Origin of the sequence: Evansella cellulosilytica DSM 2522 (assembly GCF_000177235.2) — a bacterium.
GTDB classification, from domain to species: Bacteria; Bacillota; Bacilli; order Bacillales; family Salisediminibacteriaceae; genus Evansella; species Evansella cellulosilytica.
Genome location: NC_014829.1, coordinates 3,784,589 through 3,808,060, shown reverse-complemented (window position 1 = coordinate 3,808,060; position 23,472 = coordinate 3,784,589). Strand labels below are relative to the sequence as shown.

Here is a 23,472-nt window from a genome sequence, read left to right as displayed (position 1 = left end):
TTATATGGGGAACTAATTCGAGGGGTGTTTAGATGAAAATTAAACGTGGGCCAGTAGTGTTTAACAATGTGATAAGTGCGAAGGCGCGTACGGATATGAACGAATGGTTTCATGCTGCTAGAGAATTTAGGAATGCAATCATAAAGAATGGGCTATACAGTACAGGGCCGATCATTTATCAAGTCGCAAATATTGATGAAGCAGCGAACGAAGCAGACTATATATTTTATGTCCCAGTAAATAGACCAGTAGAAATGAAAGACAGCGGGCAATTTAGCTTTATAGAGTTGTTTGAGTTTCCAGATGTACTAATTGTTAGACATGCTGATTTAGAGGAAGATATTGAAGAAACGTATGACATTCTTCGTGAGTGTGCAGATGCATATACGGTAAAAATTAGTGAACCGTTTTATAACATATATTTAGATGTTTATGGTGACGGTATGATAGATGTTTTCGCTCCAATCGTCGAGGAGGGGTCCAATGATTAATCCAATGGATTCCATTCGCTATAAGAATGTTGTATCAAAAAGGTATCAAGTTTATTACAGAGACTTAGATTCAGTCATTGAAGAATTTGTCACTGAAATAGTCGAACAGGAAGGGACGTTAAAGGGACCACTCTTTTATTCTTTAAACAATATTCCACTAGATGAAATAATGCAAATTGAGTTATTTATGCCGATTGAAGAAGATGATATGGCACTTTTAGATGGGCAGTATTTTCATAGCTATTTTAGTGTTGAGGATATGATCTCTTTATGTTTATTTGATGAATTCGAAACGAAAACAGAGATTGCGTACAGGGCATTGATTGACTATATCGAAGAGCAGCAATTAAAACAAATAACCCCTATTTTTCATGTGGTATCAGGTGATGAAACATTACAGTACATGTTTATAAAAATTGGTGTGACGATAGATTAGCTTTCATATAACAATAGATTCAGAGGGAGGTAAAGCCATGATATTAACACTCTTTGCTAATGGGAAGGCAGTTACTACTGTACTCCCTGAGCGCATAACCGGAAAATACATACTTTCAACGGATGACAAAGATATCATGGCCATTGAAGCACAAGATGGGCAATGGTTTTTAAAGTCAAATAAGCATGCTTTTCTAAAGGATACGCATGCTCAAGTCATCATAAGTCAAGTAATAGAGCCTTTTCAAACATACTCTATTTTTCAAGACGATGGATCGGTTGCCCTATTGTACGTTGAACCTCAAACATCGGGTTTAAATGAATATACGAGACACCATGTGATGAAAAAAACGATTAGGATTGGTAGATCGAAAGAGTCACAAATTTGTTTTTCAAATAAATTAGTGTCAAGTGTGCACTGTGTGATTGAGTATGATGTGAACGGACATACAGTGATAAAGGATAATAATAGTTCGAATGGGACTTATGTAAATGGGAAGAAAGTGACAGAAGCGCAACTTGAAATTGGTGATGTTATTTACATCATGGGTCTCAAAATAATATATAATGGCAGATTATTGTCACTAAACAACCCGCATGACCTCGTGCTATTAGATCGCCATGCATTGAAACCTTTTATAAGTGAGAAGCCCATCATGGAAGAGGAAGATCCTCTTGATGATTTTAGAACAGATGAATCAGATCCGAATTTGTTTTATCGATCACCTAGATTTAAGCGGGACATAGAGAAAAGAGAAATTAAAATTGATCCACCACCGCAAAAGAATAATACAGAAGAAACACCGTTAATGTTAATGTTAGGGCCATCTATCACCATGGGTATGGCGTCGTTAACGATGGGGATTTTCGTTCTTCAACGAGCTTTAAGTTCTGACGGGAATATGATGTATGCCATTCCGACATTAATTATGTCCTTCAGTATGATCATTGGTATGGTGCTTTGGCCAATTTTAACGAAGAAATACGAGAAGAAAAAGAGAATCAAAAATGAGAAAAAGCGGCAAGAAAAATATAAGCAATATTTAGAAGAAATGAAGGAAGTCATTATTGAAGAAGGGCGTCATCAAAGTGAAATCTTGCATGAAAACCACGTTCCTTTACCGATTCTATTGGACAGAGTGAAGAAAAGAAAAAGAAATTTATGGGAAAGGGTCATAGGTCAAAATGACTTCTTAAAGGTACGATTAGGAATTGGTGACTTACCGTTAGAGGCTGATATAAAGTATCCAGAGAAAAAGTTTACGCTAGACGATGATAATTTGCAGGAAGAATTATATGAAATTGTAGAAGCACCGCAAATATTAAAGAAGGTTCCCGTAACATTAGGACTGATGGAAGAGCAAGTAAGTGGAATTATTGGGCCACGAAATGAAGTGAAGGATTTTGTAAAAGGACTTATTCTTCAATTAGCAACACTACATAGCTATGATGAATTGAAGCTCGTACTTATTTATGATGAAAAGGAGCAAGAGGATTGGGCGTTTGCAAAATGGTTACCTCATGTGTGGGACGAAGGAAAAGTCATTCGCTTTATTGCCGCAAATGCGAACGAACTAAAGGAGCTTTCTGCATATTTTGAAAAAGAGATTAAATATCAATCTGAACTATCAGAGCAGGATTTAGCAGATGTGAATCAACATTATGTTGTATTTTCGATGAGTAAATCACTTGCATCGAAAGCGGAAATGTTCAATTTGCTTTTAAAAGAGAAAAAAAGTATCGGATTTAGCTTAGTTACGCTATATGACGATTTGGCGCTATTACCAAAAGAATGTTCAAAAGTAGTAGAGCTAGGTAAAAATTATTCGAAAATCTATGATAAAGATGATATTACAGGGCAATATACGGCCTTTAATGCGGACATTTTTTATCGAGATAATCCAGAGAATCTTTCTGTAAAGTTAGCCAATATCCAACTGGCAACATCCTTAGAGGAATATAGCCTACCTGATATGCTCACGTTTTTAGAAATGTTCGGTGTTAGTAAAATTGAACACCTTAACTCATTAACAAGATGGAAAGAAAATAACCCAACATTAACGATTGAAACGCCGATCGGTGTTAATAGAATGGGAGAATCATTTAATATCGACCTCCATGAAAAATATCATGGTCCTCACGGATTAATAGCCGGAATGACAGGCTCGGGGAAAAGTGAGTTTATTATGACATTCATTCTTTCATTAGCTGTAAATTACCATCCCGACGAGGTTGCCTTTATATTAATAGACTATAAGGGCGGAGGTATGGCGAATGCATTTTTAAACTTACCTCACTTAGCAGGGACAATTACGAACTTAGATGGTGCTGCCGTTAAGCGCTCACTCATTTCCATTCAAAGTGAGCTGAAGCGGCGACAATCACTATTTAGTAAGGCTAGTAGAGAGATGAATGAAAGTAATATTGATATTTATAAATATCAAAAGCTTTATCGTGAAGGGTTAGTAAAAGAACCATTACAGCACTTGTTTATGATATCCGACGAGTTTGCTGAATTAAAAACCCAGCAACCAGAATTTATGGATCAGTTAGTCAGTGCAGCTAGAATTGGGCGTAGCCTCGGTGTACACCTTATTTTGGCAACCCAAAAACCATCTGGGGTCGTAGATGACCAAATTTGGAGTAATAGTAAATTTAGAATTAGCTTAAAGGTTCAAGAGAAAGCGGATAGTATGGAAGTGATTAAGCGGCCAGATGCCGCTGAGCTTTCAACAACGGGACGTTTTTATTTGCAAGTTGGGTATAACGAGTTATTCGAGTTAGGGCAATCTGCATGGGCAGGTGCGCCGTATTATCCTGCTGAGAAAGTGGAGAAAAGTGAAGATAACAGCATTAGCATTATTGACAACCTAGGCCGTGTTATTACGAGTGCGAAAATTGATAAGCAAAAAAGTAGTGTGAAAAATCCTCCTAAGCAAATTGATGAGGTAACTAAGTATTTAGAGACGCTTGCAAAGCAGGAAAATATTAAAGTGAAGCCTCTATGGTTAGAGCCAATACCAGCACTGATTTATTTAGATAGTATTAGAGAAAAATATCGTAAAGTTCCTGAGAAATTCAGATTAAATCCTATAATCGGTGAATATGATGATCCGGCTAATCAAAATCAGCTGCTCATGAGGATGCCAATTTCTGATGAGGGAAATGCCGTTATTTACGGTGTTGCAGGTAGTGGAAAAACTACCTTTATCGCGTCAATTATTTATTCTTTAATGGAGGAGCATACACCTGAGGAGGTACAGTTTTACTTACTAGATTTCAGTTCAGAGTCGTTGACATGGTATAGAAATGCGCCACATGTAGGTGATGTCGTGCTTTCTCATGAGGCAGAGAAAATTAGTAATTTATTCAAAATGTTAAATTCAGAGATTGATAACAGGAGAAAGGTGTTTGCAAATTTTGGAGGAGACTTTGTGACGTACAACCAAGTCTCTGAAAAGACAATACCTTCCATAATCGCTGTGATTCACAACTATGCTGCATTTTCTGAGATGTACGAGGAGCATGAAGAAACAATCTCCTTTTTAACACGAGAAGGGTTAAGATACGGTATTTACTTTATTTTGACAGCTGCAAATACAAGTGCAGTTAGATTCCGTTTATTACAAAACTTTAAACAGATGTATGTGCTTCAGTTAAATGATACATCCGATTATTCTGGTGTTTTAGGTAATGTAGACGGTGTATATCCATCAAAGCATAAAGGAAGAGGAATATTTAAGTCTGATGCTACGTATGAATTTCAAGTTGCTCATATTACTGAAGGTATTGAAGATATGTATACCTATATTATTGACTATTGTGAGAGAAAACAAGAAGTCTGGGGGAAATCTTCTGCAAAGCGAATACCTGTTTTACCAGAAAAGGTGGATACACAGTACTTACAAGAGGAAATCAAATATAGTAACGTGGCAAAGCTCCCTATTGGCGTAGAAAAAGTATCAATGGGCGTTGCCTATTACGATTTTACTTCGTCGTTTGTTAACATAGTACTTTCTGCAAGCAATGAGGATTATGCAAGCTTTATGGAAGGTATTACAGAAATACTGTCAGAGGCAGAAGAAAGCGAAGTCATTGTTATCGATCCGAACGAGAATATCCAAGTAAATAAGGATCAATGTAAATATGTTTCTGAGCGAGAAGAAGTTGAAGAGATGATTATCTCGTTATTTGAAACACTAGTTTATAGAAATAACACGAAGAAGGATGCCCTAGAACAAGGGAAGGAATCCCCTCATTTCGAACAAATGACTTGTGTAATAGATACTTTCACTGATTTAAGTACAGTACTTTCAGAGGATGCGAATGATAAGCTTAAAGTCTTTTTAGATAAAGGAGATTCATTGAATGTTAACATTATTATTTCCGATAGTGCTGATAAATTGAATAGTATTGCGTTTGAGTCTTGGTTCCAAAAACAAGTTTCTCTAGGCGACGCGATATGGATAGGGAACGGTATTGCAGAACAGTTCTTATTGAAAATAAGTAAAGTATCCAATGACATGTATAAGGAGATCCCGCAAGACTTTGGTTATGTCGTTACAAAAGGGAAAGTGAAGCTAGTCAAACTATTAACTTCATCTAATAGGCAAAAGGAGGCAATGTCTTATGGATAAGGTTTTAGTGGAGGTATATATTCCCGCCTCGAATAGCACATACGACGTTTTTATTCCGGTAAAAAGCAAAATGCACGAAGTTGTCCATTTACTAGTCAATACAATTTCCGAACTGACGGAAGGTTATTTCATTGCTTCTTCCGATAGTCCCATTTGTGATAGGAAAACGGGTGAGATTTTAGATATCAATAAAACCGTCGAGGAAATAGCACTTATAAATGGATCTAAGCTCATGTTGATATAAGAAACGAGGATGTAAAAGTACAAAGGGAAGTGGTGTTATATGAGATTAATGAAAGGAATAATAATCATTTTTCTTTTTCCCTTTGCACTATTAGGCAATATAGGATGCATGGGACAAAGTACGGAAGAAAAGATGTTGCAGTATTTAGAAGAAACGTATAATGAAGAGTTTGAGATTGAATTTGTCGGAAGTCAAGGTGGCATGTTTTCTTCAACACCAAAAAGGGATACTGCTGTAGCGCATCTAAAACAAGATCCTACAATCGTATTCAGTGTTGTAGAAGGAAAAGTACAAGAAACATATAACGATGGCTTTTTATTAGCAAATATGGGGAAAAAGTTAGAAATTCAATTAGCAGAAGAAATAGAGCAAAACATTCCTGAAGGAGCCCAATATAGAGTTTACGTTCGAACTTATGACGGTTCTTTTGAAGAGCGAATGAAGGATCCTAAAGAATTTATAGAAATAGTTAATGGAAATTTGTCAATTGAGTTAATTGTAAGTATCAAGGTAGAAAACGATCCAGATCTAAATTTATATAGTGAGGGAATTTACAATTTATATGAACTCGTTAAAGGTTTGGGGGCACAAAGATATATTACTTCAATTGGATTTGTTGATGAAAATGAAGATATAACTGAGTTTATTAGGACTTCATATACAAACAATATAGGATGGCAAAATTTAAACAATAAAGTATACGGAGTCATTATTTTGGACCATAGGTTCTCAGAGGAAACGTCAGATATCAATACAATAATTGAAAGATATAGACCAATAGAGGAGTGAACAGTTTTTGATAAAAAATAGAATAAGGTTATTGTTATTGATATTAATAACAATTATAGGGGGGGCAGGATGCACAGGTAAAAGCACAGAGGAAAAAATGTTGCAGTATTTAGAAGAAACGTATAATGAAGAGTTTGAGATTGAATTCGTTAATAAAGGAGGCGGAGGCCTATTTTCTTCAACATCTAGCAGTGAAAATGCGGTAGCACATCTTAAAGATGATCCTAATGTTGTTTTTACAGTTAGAGAAAATAAGGATAAGACTAGTTATAATGACTCCTATTTACTAGCTCGATGGGGAAGAGAATTAGAGAAAAAATTTAGTCAAAAAATAGAAAATGAACTTCCGGGAAATGCAGATTATCGAATTTTTATTCATTCCGGAGTGGGGACTTTTGATAAAACAATGGTTGATTACGATCCTGAAGAATTTATAGAAGTTGTCAATGGAGATTTGTCTATTGAATTAAAAGTAAGTATTAAAGTACCGCACGAACCGGATTTAAACTTATATAGTGAAGGGATTTATAACTTGTTCCAAATGATTCAGAGTTTAGGATCTAGAAGATATCTCTTTTCTATAGGCTTTGTAGATGAAAATGAAGATACCACTGAATTTATTAGGACATCATTCACTAATAATATAGGGTGGAGAAGTTTAAATCGAAAAGTGTATGGAACTATTAATTTAGATCACAGGTTTTCTGAAGAAATAAGAAACTCGAATGATGTTGTAGAAAGGTATAAAACAAAAGAAAAATAAATTTAATGAGCGCCAAAAATTCTATCAGGTGAAGGGAAATATTTGCTGCTTAAAACATCTTATTTGATTAGGAAATTAAATAACATAGATTTAATTACTATTTATAAATTCTTAGAATTTGCTAAATAGCACAATAAAAATTATGGAGGGGAGAGTTATGTGAATCGAAGTTAACAGTAGTTTTGAACCGTTGAGTAAGAAGTTTTCGAGAGTTCAAAAGTATTGTTAACTAGCAGGATAAAACTTGAAGAGAGAGGAGTAGCTTTTTTGATAAAGAGAATAGGGTTCTTGTTATTGATACTAACGACAACAATAGGAGGGACAGGATGCATGGGGAAGAGTACGGAAGAAAAAATGTTGGAGTATTTAGAAGAAACGTATAATGAAGAGTTTGAGATTGAGTTCGTTAATAAAGGAGGCGGAGGCCTATTTTCTTCATCATCTAGCAGTGAAAATGCGGTAGCACATTTAAAATCAAATCCAGATATTGTTTTTACGATAAGAGAAAATAAGAATAAAACAAGTTTCAACGATTCTTACTTATTGGCACGTTGGGGGAAAGAATTAGAAGATAAATTACAATTGAAAGCTAGCGAGCATCTTCCTGACAACTCAGAGTATAGAATAACACTTCGAGCAACTCCAGATAAGTATGATAGTTCTATGGTGAATAAATCTGTTGATGATTTTATTTTACATTCTGATGGAGATGTCACAGTAACATTAGTAGTTGCTATCAAAACTAATGAAAAACCCTCTGTGAGTGAATATAGTGAAGAAATTTATCATTTATATGAACTTATAAAAGATGTCTCTTCAAAAAGGTATGCTGTATCAGTAGGGTTTGTTGATGAAAAAGATGATATTTCAAACTATATGACAAATGTGTTTGTGAACAATATAGGTTGGGATAACTTGAATGCAAAAGTGTATGGTGTATTGAATTTAAATAATACACAAAATGTATCAAATTATGAATCAGTTATTGATTATTTTAGACAAATAGAGGAGTGATAATTTCATGTCTCTAAAAGAGCTGAGTGAACAGGAAAAGTATTTGCTTTTGGAATTATCGTACTGGGATATTCCACCATTAGACTTTGATATTAATAATGATAACTTTAGTATCACTATTACAGAGTTTTTTGAGCGAGCCAAAGAATATGAACGAAATGAACACAGGTTTCATGAGATTGAGTTAATAGAAAGTATATTAGTGGATAGCCCTAGTTTGCAAAGAATAGAGTTAACTGCGTATCAAAACAACAATCCGAATGATGGGAATAATAGTAGTGGGAAGTCTGAATCAGGTTTTGTAGGATATGCATTTGCTGATGATCAAGGTAACATTGCGACAGCATTTCGTGGGAGTGAAGATATTTCAGATTGGGATCATCTTAGAACAGATTGGTACTCTAATGTTGAAGCGGGACTAGGAAGAGAAATCCAACAGCAATTGGAGGCAAATGCATTTTTTGAAAAGTATACGGACAACATTGGTGGTGAAAAAATACTGCTCGGACACTCAAAAGGTGGGAATCTAGCAAGCTATGTTTTTGCCAATCATTATGAAGACAATAATCTCCATGCATATATAGTAAATGGTCAGCCTATCCATTGGCGAAGCCTCACTCCTGCTCAACAAGAAAAGTTTAAAGGAGATAATTACGAGTATATCGTTCATACAGGAGATATTGTGTCAGCTTTAGGGTACGCACCTTACGTAACGAAAACAGTGACGACGAATAAACCTTTTTTAGAGTACGCGAGTGAAGATATAGCCTATGCGCATAGCCTGTGGAGCGTTGACTTTAATGAAAACGGAGAATTTAAAGAGTGGCATGAAGGGGCATCTTTACAACGGAATATTGGGAATCCAATAGTAGCAACTTTAATGACAAGGGCTGAGAGAATTGAACCGTTGCTTACTGCAGCGGAAATATCGGTCGCATTTGCAAATAGAGTAGTAGATGAGATTACAACATATTTCTACATATTTAAAACTGCATCGTTAATTATTATTGAAAATGCGGTTAAAGGACTTGTTGATAAAGCAAAACGAGCGGCAAATACAGTCGTCGATGGATTAACGAAACTAGGTAATTTTTCACGGAAGCTAATTAATGAAACTAAAAGTGCATTTGATAATTTGATTACGAGTGCAAAAAATCTCTTTTCATCTACAGTCAATAAAATAAAAGGATCTGGAGTAGCAATTGAGCCATACATTAAAGTTCAACTTGCTAGAACTTCCTATTATAAATCGAGATTACAAAGTGTCAAGAGGCGGACTAATGACCTTCAAAACATGGTCAGAATTCTGAATAATCAAATTAGCCTGATGGATAATTCCTTTCAAATAAGAACTGTAAGCTGGCAAGCAACGAATCTCTTATCAAATTCAGAGAGAAGAATTAATTCAAATATTACTTATTTAAATGACATGGCTAGGTTATTAGAGCAAAACGAGGCTCAACTATTGAGTGAAGCAAAATCGTTATCTTTTTAAAGATTAATAGATAGAGGAGGATGCTGATGGATCCGCAAGTGAGGCAAAGGATTAATAGTATTATTTGGGAAGCAAATGCCATTGCAAAGGAAATAGATGAAATATCTCACGGAATTAATCAAGAATTTAAAGGTGTATCAGCAGGGCAGTCTAGGTTAAGTCTCCAAGAAGTTGCGGATGCCTACAGAAAGCTAAGTAATGAGTTTAGAAGACTAACGTAAAGTTAGTTATCTATAAATGAATATGATGTAAAGGAGGTGAGAAAGCATGGCACGTTCAATTACAGTTGATCCAGCGAAGCTAGAAACTGCTTCTACAAGAATTGATCAGCAAGCTGCAGACTACGAAAGACTATACCGTCAACTATTCACCGAAGTAGATGGTATGGGAGCTGCGTGGCAAGGGGTTGATAATGTAGCATTTGTTAATCAAATCAAAGGCTTTACTGATGACTTTGAAAGAATGACAAAGCTCATGAGAGATTACTCTGAATACTTAAAAATGAGTGCAAAAACGTATCGTGAAACACAAACTGAGATTGCAAATCAAGCTAAACGTTTAACAAACTAATTAGCATTTCATTCGTAAAGGGGGGAATAACATGGCTGTAGAAGGAATTAAAATTACTTTAGGTGAGGTTACTAAAACAGCAAATCAGATTAGAACTTTAAATCAATCCTTATCTAGTAATCTTGAGGAAATTAAAAAAGAAATGAATACTTTATCGCAAACTTGGCAAAGTGACGCTTCTAATACAATTAGAACGAACTTTAATGCATTAAGTCCTCGCTTTGAAGAATATCGTCAAGTTGTAGATAGTTATGCAAAGTTTTTAGATAATACCGTTACAAATTACAACTCTGCTGAAACGGCTATCAATAATAACGCAAATGCCTTTAAATAATTTGCGCTTCTAGTCTGTAAGGCAAGGTTTATCCCTTGCCTTACCCTTAACATCCAGTTTTAAACATATATTACATAAATTATAAATTTAGGGAGTCGAAAAAGATGACGAATAGTCAAGGTTTTAAAATAGAGGAATACGACTTATCTAAATGCTTACATTATAAACTACAAGACGGAGAAGAATTGATAGAAAAAGAAGTTGCAGATTTGAACAAAAAACACATTCATCTATTATCTTGTGAGTTATTTGAGGGGAACGGTGAAGTTTCACTAAAATACAACACCCCAACGAATACAACGTTGAAAGATTACTTTTCAGAAGCTCCCCTTACAAAGGAAAAAATAAGTAAAAGCTTTCTTCAGTTAATAGACATTCTTCATTATATAGAAGGAATGAATTTTGCAATCAAAAATGTCGTTCTAGACGAAAACAACATTTTTATTAAACAGAATGATGAATTGCAATTGATTTACTTACCAATAAAAAATCGAGTTTACTCTTCTAAAACATTAATTGAGTTTTGTGAAGAATTATTAGCTATGCATATTTGGGATGAAAATGATGCGTCATTTTTTGTTAAATTACACAATTTCCTCTTCACGATAGATAAAGAAAATCCAAAGTTAGCGTTCATGAAGCAATGGTTGGCGGATATTGTAAATGTTCCATTAAAGAAGACGATACAAATGGACCGAAAAGAAAATTTGGAGGTTAACAGCAATCAATTTTATCGACCAGGCAGTATAGATCTTGCAATTGAAAACGATGAAAAATCTGTAACTGAACTGTTCGCTAGTAAAAATGAAAAGAAAAAAAATCATAAGCTTGAGATTGAAGAAGAGCTTCAATATAAGAGGATTACTCGTACTGAGGTTGATCGCGATCTTAATATACTAGATTCGCCTAATAATATTGGTAGTACTTCTATTAATATCTCATCACCAGTGAGAGATAGATTGAATGAGAGAGAGAGAGATGAGGAAGATGGCACGACTGTACTTGGGACTCATCAAGAAAGTGAAGAATTCGGGACAACGACATTAGATGGTAATACTTCCGTTTTAAGGCCGTTTTTATGCAATTCCAATACTAGTGAGAGATTTACTATTAGTAAGAACACTTATGGTATAGGAAGAGATCCAAATAATGCTGACTTAACTTTAAACAATAAAGCAATAGGGCGTATACATGCGAAAATATTCACATATGATAGTGAGTATTTTCTAAAAGATAATGGCTCAAAAAACGGGACATACGTAAATGGAGAAAGATTACAACCGTTAGAAAAAGTGAAAATAAAACACGAAGATAAGATCAAGTTTGCAAACGAATCATTTGTCTTTCGACTTTTTTAATAAGGGATCATGTTCATAAATGATGGGATATCCGTTGCAAGCTATCACTTGTTGAAAACTTTGATCGACGGATGTGTATGGTAAGTTTTTTAAAGAAATATTATTCAAGTGTAAATATTGATAATGACTATTAGAAGATAGAAAACAATCGGAGTAACGAAATAGTAAAAATAACATAACAGAAGGTGAAAATATGAAAAAAGCAATGCTATTCATTTTATCAGTATTATTATTAGGTGTTCTTGGAGCATGTTCCTCCTTGACCTCTAGTTCAGGAATAGGGAAGGAAGTTTTAACAATTGATGAAGAAAGAGAGCAAGGGATGAAATTTGAGGTTAATGCTGACGGTAATAAAATTTACATGGGTTTAACGGACAGAGGGGTAACTGCAAATGATGAGTATTTCGTAGTTATTGAGGATGGAAAAGAAAAAGAGCTAGAAGGAGATTTCTTAAGTCATTTTGGGTACTTTAATCATGCTGGTGATGCGATTATTAATCGTAGACTAGGAGTATTGTATGTACATGATTTATCTTCAGATAGTATCGAGGAATATGAATTAGGTGATGGTGCGATGTCATACGGAAAAAACTTCTTATCATCTGATAATACGCACCTGTTAGTTGTTAATGATGACGATGAATATGAAATATTGAACTTGAAGACAAAAGAAAGAACACACGTCGGGGTACCCACAATTAACGGGGAGGAATATTTCCATAGTACACGAGAATATTATACTGCCTCTTTAAACGAAGATGGATCTGTCATTTATTTTTCCTTAAATGCAGAAGGGTTATATAAATACGATGTTGCTACTGAACAACTAGAGCAATTATATGTTCCAAATAATGTAGATAGATTTTATGCGCAATTAACCGATAATCCGAACTACATCCATATACAACAGGATGGAAATTCGGTCATTTACGATTTATCTGATGGTAGCGATTATCCTGTCGATTACACAATACTAGGGGTCTTAGAAACTGGTAAAGCATGGTATCGAGATCATGATGAACATAAAGTATACGTCGTAGATATTAAATCAGGTGATACAAAAGAAATACTAGATCACTCTGATGGAGAAGGTGGACGTGATTTTAGGCTAGAAGCGATTGACTTATCTTATGATGGTAGCACGCTATACTATATCAAACGTGAAGAAGATGATTACTTGTTAATGGAAAAGGATGTTAGTAGTCTTACAAAGTAATAAGACTGTACGAATGGGAGGAAGGTGAAAAAGGAGTTGAAAATAATATATGCATTGATTTTGCTGTGTTTCACACTGTTTTTAGTAGCGTGTGGTGATGAAGATAGTATTGGAGATATAGAAGATTATTTAATAGATCAAGACAGCGACCAAGCTATTCATGTCGTTGACTATATTGAGGAATTATTTGCCGGATCAGATGAATTAATGTTTCCTAATATACTAGTTGGAGATGAAGAAGTTAGGAACTTTAATTTAAGTAAAAGGTGGTCTAACGTCAGGGAAAACATGGTAGAACTTGACTACAATTTCTTATTAACTTCAGTTGGCGCTGTTTCAATTAAATCCTACGATATAGAAGATGTAGAGGATGAATTGGAGGAATATGAGAATTTAGTAGCGCTTAACACAGCTGATGGTGATTTCTTTTATGAGGAAAATGAGCGCCAACAAATCATCATCGGCGATAACGGCGTACTAGGAGTGGAAATATCCTCAACAGATGAAAATGTATCTAAAGATGTATTAGTTTCGATTTTAGAGTCATTAGAGTCAATAGAAGATGGTGGAGTTAATCTATATCCAATTCCTAAGGAACTTGATTTTACTCAAATAACATTCCCATCACTTAACAGTGAAACAATTAATTTAAGGACGATGGATTTTAAATCATCTGAGGAAGGGGAAGAACTTCAACTTTACTATTCTTTTTCTGGGGTTAGTGGAGCATTTAATTATATTGTAAGTAAAGGCGCAGTAGATAAGGAAGAGAAGGAAGAGCTGACACTAGAAGATGGTGAAACAATTTATTTTCATGACACGTCCTATTTTAACCACTACGAATGGGAAAAAGGTGACTATCATTACACTATTTACGTAAGTAAACGTCATAATATTAAGCATGACGATATAGGGGCGATCATCCAATCTTCTTTAAATAACTCTCCAGTAAGCAGTTTGCCAGACCGGTTAACTAGAGATTGAACTTGTAAATAAACAAAGAAGTGAAGTAGCCAATCAAGTTGAGGATAGTATTACCAAAAAACGAAACCGTATCAGATGTTCTACTATATGATGTGAGAGGTTCAAGTTTTATCGTTTATCGATATTAAATGGAGAATGGATAATGTTAGCTGACGAGGTGTTAATTAGAAAAAAAGATTTATTTTCTGGCTATTATTCAACTGAAACATTCTACTTGTCGATTTTAATTCTACTAGGAAACCAAGTTTCTTAATGCATGGAAATTGAATGATATAAATCAAAAATAATGAGGTGGAAATGAAAATGAAAAAAATACTATGGATTTTATTTACAAGTACTTTATTAGTATTAACTGCATGTAACTCAGGAGGAGATGAAGATGCAGCAGTAGATGCGTCTGAAGAAACAGCTAATGAAGATGTGGAAGAAGAAGGTACAAGTGAAGAGGAACAGGATAATGATGTGACAGAGGAGACAGAAGAAACTGAAGCAGAAGAAGCAACAGAGGAAGAAGAGGAATTGCTAGGCTTAGACTTAAGAGAACTAGATATAGATGAGATCACGTTAGATTTAGAAACATGGACAAATTATGATCCTGAAACGCATAAAATAATTGAGTTTGATCAACGTCTGTATTTTAATACTCAATTGTTATCAGATTTATTAGAAGCTGACATTCGTTATGATGCAACTAACTTCTTTGCGGAGGCATTTGTAGGGGAAACTGAATACACTCATACAACAGTATTTGAAGACCGTTCATCTGAACTATTAGAAGTGAACGAATATTGGAGACATGATACGAACGATTATTGGTCAAATGACACTGAAAGGACAGAAGACTATCATTTTATTGAATCTGATGGAGAACTCTTTGTACCGGAGAGAGTAGTAGAGATGATTTATTATACAGCAGTAAACCAGGTAAGACAGGAAAATAAAATGGAGTTTGGTGTGGGGACTGTTGAAACAAATATTACTGATGTTGAATTCGTAGATGGTGCACATTCAACAGTTCAAGAGCGTACTAGTTTTACTTACCAAGGGGAGAATCTAGGGGAAGGATTAGAAGTAGAGTACAGTTCTTTTTCAAGAAACCTCGAAATACAGTATATGACAAATGGGGATTTTGCAGAAGTCGAATTGGAGTTATGGGGAATTGAGGGAACTTCTGAACTAGTGTTCATTGTAAATGGTGCTATTGCAGGTGAAAAGGTTGTTGAAACATTTACTTTAGAGGAAGAGAGTCATGAAACGATAACGATACCAATTGGTGGTTACAATGGATTTAGAATTGAAACAGAGAATTCAAACGGAAAGTTTTTTGCAAAAGGAGTTTTTAGATAAATATGCAAAGATTGAGTATGTGTTTAATGGTCTTGTTTTTAATTTTAGTTGGTTGTGGTAGTGACGATGTAGTGGAGGATAACTCAGGACCTGATAATGAAGAAACTGAATCTACTATTGATGAAGAAGGTCAAGAAACAACTGAAGAAGTAGCAGCTAGTGAATCCGAAGAAGATACTAAAGATGAGACTGAGACTCTTGAAGAAGAAACTCTTGAAGAAGGTGACTTAGATACATCAATACCATACGACGAGGATGATGATGTTTCTATGCAAATCGCAAAATTGTCAGATGAGCTTGCCAATACTTATACTAACCGGAAAATAGAAAGAAGAATTTTTCTCATGCACTCTGCCCTTATCGAGAAATTAGGCGGTGAAGAAGAAGTTGCTAAAGCTTTAGAGATAGAATTCGAAGAGGATTACTTAAGAGCACACCCTATGGGGTTTAAGTTAATAGATGACCCTGATCAAGATGTAATAAGAGTATCTCAACATATGGAGTACGTACCTTTAGGCTACTTTGATTACGAAGGAGAAAGAATAAAGAGTAACGCATTCGCGCATGAATATATTAATACTTATGCTAAAGAAGACGGAATGTGGAAGTTGTACGATACAGAGCTTATTGAATATGAGTTACTTCAAGAGAACAGATAAATAATGTAAATTAACTAACCAAAAAGGTTTATAAATATCTTTTGAAGATATGTAACTGTAATAGCACGATAAAAACTTCTACCCATGTATATTTATATGTTTGTTAACTGAAGTATGGAATGGTCTATAGAGATCGATAAAAAATCTGGGATTATAATCTACTTTAAAGATTAATAGTTTAGAAAATATTTCTGCCATGCACTGACTTTTGGCAATTTCTATGTGCATGGCTTTTATCCATGTAACCTAAAAGGTAATGCAATAAAAAATTACATTTCCACTAGGGACCATCATACAGCTTCCTTAAATGAGGATGGTACTGTAATATATTTGTCATTAAATGGTAAGGGGTTATACAAGTATGATATTACCACTGAAGAACATGAACTATTATTATCTGCTTCGAATGAGGAAGATAGATTCTATGCTACGTTGTCTCAAAACCCTCATTACGTATACATTCAAGAAGGAGGAAATTCAATAATCTATGATTTAACCGAACGGAAGGATTATCCGGTTGAATTTGTTGTTCTAGGAATACTAGAAAACGGAAAAGCCTGGTACAGAGATAATGATGATTATAAAGTATATGTAGTTGATTTTAAATCAGGTGACAAGGAAGTTCTTTTAGATCACTCTGACGAAGAAGGCGGTCGTGATTATAGGCTGGAGACTATTGATGTATCATACGATGGCAGTACCCTTTACTATACCCGAGAAAAAGACGATGACATTGTATTAATGAAGAAAGATATTAGTAATCTAACAAAATAATTATTCTAATAGGCCATTAAAGGTTGAAAGCTGAATTACCATTAAATCCATTGATGATTAATGTATAAATGTTTACGGTTGAATATGTAAAATTTTTATATTTTTGTAACGAAAAGGATATTAACTTTTCCGTAATATTCAATAATAAGGGGGTTAGAGAATGAGAAAATTATGTTTACTAATAATAACTAGTTTAATAGTTTTTACAGTAGCATGCGGTGATTCTAATGTAAACGATGTTGAACTTAACGATGAAAGTACTGTAGATGAAGAAACAGAAAATATAGAACAAGATGATTCCTATGAAAGCAAAGACGAAGTACTTAGCATTGGTGATACAGGGAGAATGATAGATACTTTAGGAGAATATGAAGTAACCATTCATTCTGTAGAAATTACTGAAGAGATACAAGGTAATACACCTATGGAAGATGTATATGTGATTGTTGATCTAAGTATTAAAAATATTGGAGATGAAATACTTGAGGTACAAGATATAATCGGAACGCATCTATTTTCTGATGATGATTTACCAAGCGGCAATATGTTCTATGTTGACTTCATAGATGAGATAGATGGAGAAATTAGTTACGGCGAAACTGTTTCAGGTCAAATTTTGTTTGATCAGATTTATTCAGAGTACTACAACCTTGTTTTTGGATGGGGATTATCTACTGTGTCTAATGAGCTCACTTGGCATTTTACCCGTGATGAAGTAAATGAATAAGGTATAGAGAATCCAATGTTTCTTTAATTGTTTACTAATTATGTGTTTATTCCTAGAAAAAATATTTGCAGTAAAAGGGGAATGAAGAATGAGAAAACTATGTTTACTAATAATAACTGGTTTAATAGTTTTTACAGTAGCGTGCGGTGATTCTAATGTAAACTATGTTGAACTTAACGATGAAAGTACTCTAGATGAAGAAACAGAAAATATAGAACAAGATGATTCCTATGAAAGCAAAGACGAAGTACTTAGCATTGGTGATACAGGGAGAATGATAGATACTTTAGGAGAATATGAGATAACAGTACACTCAGCTAAGGCTTTTAAAGAAATTGAAGGCAATACACCAACTATGGATGTTTATGTGGTCGTAGATGTAAGTTTTAAAAATATAGGTGATGAAGAACTATTTGCAAACGATGTTAAAAGAACTCATTTGTTTTCAGATAATGAACTACCGCAAGAAAATTTGTTCTTTATTGAATTTATTGATGATATTGATGGTGAGATTAATCCAGGTGAAACGGTTACTGGTCAACTTATATTTGAACAAAACGATTCCGATTTCTACGAGTTGATTTTTGGGTGGGGATTATCTACTGTGTCTAATGAGCTCACTTGGCATTTTACCCGTGAAGAAGTAAATGAATAAGGTATAGGGAAGCCAATGTTTCTTTAATTGTTTACTTACTAATGATGTTTATTCATAGAAAAAATAATTGCCGTAACAGGGGAATGCAGAATGAGAAAACTATGTTTACTAATAATAACTGGTTTAATAGTTTTTACTGTAGCTTGCAGTGATTCTAATGAAAACGACGCTGATCATAACGATGAAAGTACTGTAGATGAAGAAACAGAAAATATAGAACAAGATAATATCGATTCTTATGAAAGCAAAGACGAAGTACTTAGCATTGGTGATACAGGGAGAATGATAGATACTTTAGGAGAATATGAAATAACAATTAAGGAAGTAGAGATTACTGATGATATAGCCGAAAATACTCCAAATATGGATAGATTCATCGAAATTGATCTAGAAATTGAAAATGTAGGAGACACTTTACTTGATGGAATTGACCTAATTAATACTAATCTGTTTGATGAAGAAGATAGAATGCAAGAAAATAGATTTTACAGAGAATATATTAATAATGTCGAAGGAGAAATCCAACCCGGTGAAATATTAACTGGTCAAATACTGTTTGAACATCATGATTCCTCATTTTACAGATTAGTTTTCGGCTGGGGATTATCTTCAGTATCTAACGAGCTCACTTGGCATTTTACAGCTGACGAGGCCAATTAATAAATTGGGGTAGGAGAAATCCTTACCCCAACAAGTGTTTAAATTCGAGAAGATAGAGGTTTGCCTATTTTAATAGATTATGGCATGTTAATGGTCATTTTAGGTGGAGTTGTTTTTTTACTCTTTTCTATTGCTAGGTCGATTAAAAGGGTAAAACAAGGGCACTTCAGACATGGTGGGAAAGGTCTTTACAATTTTAAACAATCAAAAGGCTACGTCAGCTTGCCTATTATTTTCACCGCATCAATGATAGGAGGTCTCGTTGGAAGAGCTAGTTTTGAAACGAGCTTCGGTGAATTGACTGAACTACTATTTTTTATCGTAGTAACCGTTGTGATTCAATATGGCATTGCAATGGCTTGGCCAGAGTTTCTACTTATTGCTTACTGCAAATGTCGTTTCCCTTCTTTCATTGTACCTGAAGAGAAAGTCGATAATAGGAAGCCGCTAAAATCGAATCCAAACAGAACAAAACAATTGCAAGTCAATCAGTATCCTTTATCGTATTGGTTTTTTAGGCCTTTAACAGTGTTCAGGAGTAGGGCAAATTTAGTGAGCGGAGAAAAAGCCCCATTTTTAGCTGTCGTTATCGTCTGGCTGCAACTAGCGCTACTCATTTTCATTGTGTTTTGTGGACTTTATATACGCAATGCAATGAGAGGAGTATTTGAAGTTGAAAATGTCATAGAGAGCTTGAGCGTATATTTTTTCCTGGCTAGTATTCTTTCATTATTATTGCTCTTCATTTTAAGGTTATGTTTATTGCTACAAGCAAAGTTATCATAGAGTGGGGACTACCTACTCTTTTTTTTATTCAATTTAAAATAATTAAAACGCTTTCTCTTCCTCCTATTCACAAAGACATCTATAATGTACATATATCAATAAGTAGTTCTAGCCTAAATGTCGCAAAACTGTTGACGGTTCCTTGATTCCCCTGTAGACTACAATGTATAACTTTATTTCGTTATCACATTAGCACACTAAAGTGAAAGGCGGTAACGGAGGAAAAAGCGGATGAAAAACAATTTACAAGATACATGTGATGATCACGAAGGAAATGTGAAATTCCGAGTGTGGATATAGAGAGAGGTGGAGTTGGATGTCGAAGTTATTTATGTTTGAAAAGCCGGTAGGGATGCGAGATACGTTACCGGAGCTATACGAATTAAAAAGGCAAGTAAGGGACGGAATTGCAAAAGAGGTTGCGAGATGGGGCTATGCACCAATAGAAACACCAACGTTAGAATTTTATGAAACAATCGGATCTGCTTCAGCTATTTTAGACCAGCAGCTATTTAAGCTTTTAGATCAAGATGGGAACACGTTAGTACTTCGTCCAGATATGACAGCCCCGATTGCGAGAATTGCAGCTTCCACGTTAAAGGAAGCGGAGCGTCCACTTCGTTTAACGTATGATGCTCCAGTTTTCCGTTCCCAGCAACGCGAAGGTGGAAAGTCAGCGGAGTTTGAACAAATTGGTGTCGAGCTCATTGGAGATGTTTCTAATAGTGCCGATGGAGAAGTGATCTCGCTTATGATGGCTTCATTAAAACAAGCAGGATTAGAAAACTTCCAAGTAGCCATTGGACATCACGGCTTCCTTAATTCCTTCTTATATGAAGTATTAGGAAATGATGCGCGTGTAGACACGTTCCGACGCTATCTTTATGAGAAAAATTATGTAGGATTCAGGAATGAAGTCGATCAGCTTACCTTATCTTCCATTGATAAGCGACGATTAAAAGAGTATTTAGGACTAAAAGGTGGCCCAGAAGTACTCGAAAAAGCTGAAGCTTTAGTAGAAAGCTCAGAGGCGAAAACGGCATTAAAACAGTTATACGAACTGATTGAAGTGTTAGAGGCTTATAATCTATCAGACAAAATTATTATCGACTTAAATCTAGTCATGCATATGAGCTACTATACAGGCACCGTGTTTGAAGCGTATAGTGAAGGGCTTGGCTACCCACTAGGAAGCGGTGGTCGTTACGATGAGCTATTAAGTAAATTCCATGACCCTGAGCCTGCAACTGGTTTTGGCTTAATATTAGATCGTTTAACAGAAGCGCTAGGTAAGTCTAAAGAGTCGATCATGAATGATGTGTGCATTATTTACAGTAATGAACGAAGAAAAGAAGCGATGGAGCAGTCGATGAAGCTACGCCAAGAAGATCGCACTGTCGTCATGCAAGATATAAAGGGTATTAAAGACGTAGATGCGTATTCCGCGCAATTTACTGAGGTTATTTATCTTGTTGGTACAAACGGGAATGGAGGTGGAGCGCGATGACAGAAGAGAAAATATCAGAGCAGCTTTTAACGGTAGCGATGCCAAAGGGGCGAATTTTTGATGAAGCGGTAGCGCTTTTAAGGAAAGCGAACTATCCACTTCCACCAGAGTTTGATGAATCGAGAAAGCTAATCATTGAATCACCTGAAGCAGGAATGCGTTTTATTTTAGCAAAACCGATGGACGTTCCAACGTATGTCGAGCATGGTGTTGCAGATGTTGGTGTTGCTGGTAAAGACGTACTAATAGAAGAAAAGCGTGACGTGTATGAAGTGCTCGATTTAAAAATTAGCGAATGCTACATGGCAGTAGCAGCGTTACCGAGCTACAATCCGAATGCGGACATTGCACCTAAAATTGCTTCTAAATATCCAAATCTAGCTTCAAGCTATTTTCGTGAACAAGGGGAGCAAGTGGAAATTATTAAACTAAACGGGTCAATTGAGCTCGCACCAATTATCGGCCTAGCAGACCGTATTGTCGATATTGTCTCTACAGGACGGACTTTAAAAGAGAATGGGCTTGTTGAAATTGAAACGATGATGCCAATTACTTCTCGCTTTATCGTTAACCCAGTTAGCTACCGAACGAAATCGGTACAAATAGATGATATGGTTGCGCGCATTACGAAAGTGGTTGAAGGAGGAGAATAGGATGAAAATCATCCCTTTAACAGAAGATGTATCATTAAAACGCTCCATTGACCAAGGAACAGAGGAGCAGCGCAAAGCTGTCAGTGAAATCGTCACAACAGTAAGACAGGAAGGTGACAAAGCGCTCCAACAATTTACGGAAAAATTCGATGGGGTGCGTGTGTCAGATTTACTCGTTACGAATGAAGAGATTACAAAAGCTTATGAAACAGTAAGCGAGGAAACGATCGAAATTATCCGCGAGGCGCGTGATAACATCCGAGATTTTCACGCAAGACAGGTGCAGCAATCTTGGATGACAACAGCAGCAAACGGCACAATACTAGGGCAGAAGGTGACACCGCTTGATGCTGTTGGCGTTTATGTACCTGGAGGACGTGCGGCGTATCCATCGACAATCTTAATGAATGTTGTTCCAGCGCAAGTAGCTGGTGTTGAGCGGGTTGTCATGACATCGCCTCCGCAAAAGGATGGCACGTTAAACGATGTTGTCCTCGTTACTGCAAATGAGCTAGGTGTAAAGGAAATTTATAAAGTAGGTGGTGCTCAAGCGATAGCGGCGCTTGCTTACGGAACTGAAACAATCACAGCTGTCGATAAAATTGTCGGTCCAGGAAACATCTTTGTTGCGCTTGCGAAACAACAGGTGTTCGGAACGGTGGCGATCGATATGATTGCTGGTCCAAGTGAGATAGTTGTACTTGCAGATGCAAGTGCAAATCCAGAATACGTCGCAGCAGATTTATTATCACAAGCAGAGCACGATCCGATGGCATCAGCGGTATTAGTCACAACAGACGCGCATGTAGCAGAAGCAGTAGCAGAAGAAGTGAAAAAGCAGCTTGAAACACTTCCAAAGCGAGAAATTGCACAAGCATCGATGGATGACTACGGAGCAATTTATATCGCCACTTCACTTTCAGAGGCAGTCGATGCAGTTAATGAATTAGCACCTGAGCATCTAGAGGTTGTTGTAGAGGATCCTTGGGCTGTATTACCACTCATTAGACACGCAGGAGCGATCTTCTTAGGGGAGTATAGCTCGGAGCCAGTTGGTGATTATTTTGCTGGGCCAAATCACGTTTTACCTACAAATGGTACAGCGAGGTTTTCAAGCCCGCTAACTGTTGAAGACTTCACGAAAAAGTCGAGTATTATTTCTTATAGTAAAGCAGCAGTAAAGCAACACGGTGAAAAGATTTCTGCTTTCGCTAGATTAGAAGGATTAGAAGCGCATGCAAGAGCAATTGACTACCGACTAAAAGAAAAATAAATTAATTTAATAATAACAAATTGAATGCTACCAAGTTAACGGTGTATTTTTAGAGTGGGCTCTCATGCAGGTCTTTACTGCACCATGCAGTATGAAATAAC

The 23,472-nt window shown here is 35.7% G+C and carries 24 protein-coding genes; all 24 read left to right on the top strand.

Going from position 1 to position 23,472, the window contains the following annotated elements:
- Window positions 1-32 precede the first annotated feature (32 nt).
- The 24 genes from BCELL_RS17650 (at window position 33) to hisD (ending at window position 23,371) form a co-directional block, all read left to right on the top strand.
- Window positions 33-491 (top strand): DUF5085 family protein, encoded by a 459-nt coding sequence (locus BCELL_RS17650; RefSeq protein ID WP_013490134.1) that lies wholly within the window; start codon window positions 33-35, stop codon window positions 489-491.
- Complete coding sequence (locus BCELL_RS17645; protein WP_013490133.1) at window positions 484-927, top strand: DUF5085 family protein; 444 nt, start codon at window positions 484-486, stop codon at window positions 925-927. The genes BCELL_RS17650 and BCELL_RS17645 overlap by 8 nt, the downstream gene beginning before the upstream one ends.
- A 37-nt stretch (window positions 928-964) precedes the next feature.
- Complete coding sequence (gene essC / locus BCELL_RS17640) at window positions 965-5,563, top strand: type VII secretion protein EssC (RefSeq protein ID WP_013490132.1); 4,599 nt, start codon at window positions 965-967, stop codon at window positions 5,561-5,563.
- Window positions 5,556-5,807, top strand: a complete 252-nt coding sequence (locus tag BCELL_RS17635; RefSeq protein WP_013490131.1) for a hypothetical protein — start codon at window positions 5,556-5,558, stop codon at window positions 5,805-5,807. Before essC ends, BCELL_RS17635 begins: the two co-directional genes overlap by 8 nt.
- Window positions 5,808-5,846: 39 nt before the next feature.
- Window positions 5,847-6,596, top strand: a complete 750-nt coding sequence (locus BCELL_RS17630) for a hypothetical protein (protein ID WP_013490130.1) — start codon at window positions 5,847-5,849, stop codon at window positions 6,594-6,596.
- Window positions 6,597-6,603: 7 nt separating this feature from the next.
- A complete protein-coding gene (locus tag BCELL_RS17625) occupies window positions 6,604-7,359 on the top strand; it encodes a hypothetical protein (protein WP_013490129.1) in 756 nt (251 codons plus the stop codon).
- A gap of 330 nt (window positions 7,360-7,689) precedes the next feature.
- Window positions 7,690-8,373 (top strand): hypothetical protein, encoded by a 684-nt coding sequence (locus tag BCELL_RS17620; protein ID WP_041808389.1) that lies wholly within the window; start codon window positions 7,690-7,692, stop codon window positions 8,371-8,373.
- 7 nt (window positions 8,374-8,380) lie between these two features.
- Entirely contained in the window at window positions 8,381-9,868 is a 1,488-nt protein-coding gene (locus BCELL_RS17615) for an Mbeg1-like protein (RefSeq protein ID WP_013490127.1), read from the top strand.
- Window positions 9,869-9,894: 26 nt separating this feature from the next.
- Window positions 9,895-10,089: a hypothetical protein gene (locus BCELL_RS17610; RefSeq protein WP_013490126.1), complete on the top strand. Its 195-nt coding sequence runs from the start codon at window positions 9,895-9,897 to the stop codon at window positions 10,087-10,089.
- A gap of 46 nt (window positions 10,090-10,135) precedes the next feature.
- Window positions 10,136-10,438, top strand: a complete 303-nt coding sequence (locus tag BCELL_RS17605; RefSeq protein WP_013490125.1) for a WXG100 family type VII secretion target — start codon at window positions 10,136-10,138, stop codon at window positions 10,436-10,438.
- A 31-nt stretch (window positions 10,439-10,469) separates the two neighbouring features.
- Window positions 10,470-10,772 carry a pore-forming ESAT-6 family protein gene (locus tag BCELL_RS17600; RefSeq protein WP_013490124.1) on the top strand — a complete coding sequence of 101 codons (303 nt, stop codon included), beginning with the start codon at window positions 10,470-10,472 and terminating at the stop codon, window positions 10,770-10,772.
- A gap of 104 nt (window positions 10,773-10,876) precedes the next feature.
- Window positions 10,877-12,130, top strand: a complete 1,254-nt coding sequence (locus BCELL_RS17595) for a DUF6382 and FHA domain-containing protein (RefSeq protein WP_013490123.1) — start codon at window positions 10,877-10,879, stop codon at window positions 12,128-12,130.
- Between the two features lie 193 nt (window positions 12,131-12,323).
- Window positions 12,324-13,346 (top strand): hypothetical protein, encoded by a 1,023-nt coding sequence (locus BCELL_RS17590; protein WP_013490122.1) that lies wholly within the window; start codon window positions 12,324-12,326, stop codon window positions 13,344-13,346.
- Window positions 13,347-13,382: 36 nt separating this feature from the next.
- Complete coding sequence (locus tag BCELL_RS17585) at window positions 13,383-14,330, top strand: hypothetical protein (protein WP_157184218.1); 948 nt, start codon at window positions 13,383-13,385, stop codon at window positions 14,328-14,330.
- Between the two features lie 303 nt (window positions 14,331-14,633).
- Window positions 14,634-15,677 (top strand): hypothetical protein, encoded by a 1,044-nt coding sequence (locus tag BCELL_RS17580; protein ID WP_013490119.1) that lies wholly within the window; start codon window positions 14,634-14,636, stop codon window positions 15,675-15,677.
- Window positions 15,678-15,679: 2 nt separating this feature from the next.
- The gene (locus BCELL_RS17575; RefSeq protein ID WP_013490118.1) at window positions 15,680-16,336 is read left to right on the top strand and encodes a hypothetical protein; all 657 of its coding nucleotides are present in this window, start codon (window positions 15,680-15,682) and stop codon (window positions 16,334-16,336) included.
- 330 nt (window positions 16,337-16,666) lie between these two features.
- A complete protein-coding gene (locus BCELL_RS17570) occupies window positions 16,667-17,110 on the top strand; it encodes a hypothetical protein (RefSeq protein WP_157184217.1) in 444 nt (147 codons plus the stop codon).
- A 160-nt stretch (window positions 17,111-17,270) separates the two neighbouring features.
- On the top strand, window positions 17,271-17,837 hold the full coding sequence (locus BCELL_RS17565) for a DUF4352 domain-containing protein (RefSeq protein ID WP_013490116.1): 567 nt from the start codon (window positions 17,271-17,273) through the stop codon (window positions 17,835-17,837).
- Between the two features lie 88 nt (window positions 17,838-17,925).
- On the top strand, window positions 17,926-18,492 hold the full coding sequence (locus tag BCELL_RS17560; protein ID WP_013490115.1) for a DUF4352 domain-containing protein: 567 nt from the start codon (window positions 17,926-17,928) through the stop codon (window positions 18,490-18,492).
- Window positions 18,493-18,582: 90 nt separating this feature from the next.
- Window positions 18,583-19,152 (top strand): DUF4352 domain-containing protein, encoded by a 570-nt coding sequence (locus BCELL_RS17555; RefSeq protein WP_013490114.1) that lies wholly within the window; start codon window positions 18,583-18,585, stop codon window positions 19,150-19,152.
- A 60-nt stretch (window positions 19,153-19,212) separates the two neighbouring features.
- The gene (locus BCELL_RS17550) at window positions 19,213-19,938 is read left to right on the top strand and encodes a hypothetical protein (RefSeq protein WP_013490113.1); all 726 of its coding nucleotides are present in this window, start codon (window positions 19,213-19,215) and stop codon (window positions 19,936-19,938) included.
- 316 nt (window positions 19,939-20,254) lie between these two features.
- A complete protein-coding gene (locus BCELL_RS17545) occupies window positions 20,255-21,445 on the top strand; it encodes an ATP phosphoribosyltransferase regulatory subunit (RefSeq protein WP_013490112.1) in 1,191 nt (396 codons plus the stop codon).
- Window positions 21,442-22,098, top strand: coding sequence for an ATP phosphoribosyltransferase (gene hisG / locus BCELL_RS17540; protein ID WP_013490111.1), 657 nt, complete (start codon window positions 21,442-21,444; stop codon window positions 22,096-22,098). The genes BCELL_RS17545 and hisG overlap by 4 nt, the downstream gene beginning before the upstream one ends.
- A 1-nt stretch (window position 22,099) precedes the next feature.
- Window positions 22,100-23,371, top strand: a complete 1,272-nt coding sequence (hisD, locus tag BCELL_RS17535; RefSeq protein ID WP_013490110.1) for a histidinol dehydrogenase — start codon at window positions 22,100-22,102, stop codon at window positions 23,369-23,371.
- Window positions 23,372-23,472 lie beyond the last annotated feature (101 nt).

Bases quoted from the DNA above. Each gene is read 5' to 3' on its own strand.
- BCELL_RS17650 (WP_013490134.1), top strand. From the start codon at position 33: ATGAAAATTAAACGTGGGCCAGTAGTGTTTAACAATGTGATAAGTGCG.
- BCELL_RS17645 (WP_013490133.1), top strand. From the start codon at position 484: ATGATTAATCCAATGGATTCCATTCGCTATAAGAATGTTGTATCAAAA.
- essC (WP_013490132.1), top strand. From the start codon at position 965: ATGATATTAACACTCTTTGCTAATGGGAAGGCAGTTACTACTGTACTC.
- BCELL_RS17635 (WP_013490131.1), top strand. From the start codon at position 5,556: ATGGATAAGGTTTTAGTGGAGGTATATATTCCCGCCTCGAATAGCACA.
- BCELL_RS17630 (WP_013490130.1), top strand. From the start codon at position 5,847: ATGAGATTAATGAAAGGAATAATAATCATTTTTCTTTTTCCCTTTGCA.
- BCELL_RS17620 (WP_041808389.1), top strand. From the start codon at position 7,690: ATGGGGAAGAGTACGGAAGAAAAAATGTTGGAGTATTTAGAAGAAACG.
- BCELL_RS17615 (WP_013490127.1), top strand. From the start codon at position 8,381: ATGTCTCTAAAAGAGCTGAGTGAACAGGAAAAGTATTTGCTTTTGGAA.
- BCELL_RS17610 (WP_013490126.1), top strand. From the start codon at position 9,895: ATGGATCCGCAAGTGAGGCAAAGGATTAATAGTATTATTTGGGAAGCA.
- BCELL_RS17605 (WP_013490125.1), top strand. From the start codon at position 10,136: ATGGCACGTTCAATTACAGTTGATCCAGCGAAGCTAGAAACTGCTTCT.
- BCELL_RS17600 (WP_013490124.1), top strand. From the start codon at position 10,470: ATGGCTGTAGAAGGAATTAAAATTACTTTAGGTGAGGTTACTAAAACA.
- BCELL_RS17595 (WP_013490123.1), top strand. From the start codon at position 10,877: ATGACGAATAGTCAAGGTTTTAAAATAGAGGAATACGACTTATCTAAA.
- BCELL_RS17590 (WP_013490122.1), top strand. From the start codon at position 12,324: ATGAAAAAAGCAATGCTATTCATTTTATCAGTATTATTATTAGGTGTT.
- BCELL_RS17580 (WP_013490119.1), top strand. From the start codon at position 14,634: ATGAAAAAAATACTATGGATTTTATTTACAAGTACTTTATTAGTATTA.
- BCELL_RS17575 (WP_013490118.1), top strand. From the start codon at position 15,680: ATGCAAAGATTGAGTATGTGTTTAATGGTCTTGTTTTTAATTTTAGTT.
- BCELL_RS17565 (WP_013490116.1), top strand. From the start codon at position 17,271: ATGAGAAAATTATGTTTACTAATAATAACTAGTTTAATAGTTTTTACA.
- BCELL_RS17560 (WP_013490115.1), top strand. From the start codon at position 17,926: ATGAGAAAACTATGTTTACTAATAATAACTGGTTTAATAGTTTTTACA.
- BCELL_RS17555 (WP_013490114.1), top strand. From the start codon at position 18,583: ATGAGAAAACTATGTTTACTAATAATAACTGGTTTAATAGTTTTTACT.
- BCELL_RS17545 (WP_013490112.1), top strand. From the start codon at position 20,255: ATGTCGAAGTTATTTATGTTTGAAAAGCCGGTAGGGATGCGAGATACG.
- hisG (WP_013490111.1), top strand. From the start codon at position 21,442: ATGACAGAAGAGAAAATATCAGAGCAGCTTTTAACGGTAGCGATGCCA.
- hisD (WP_013490110.1), top strand. From the start codon at position 22,100: ATGAAAATCATCCCTTTAACAGAAGATGTATCATTAAAACGCTCCATT.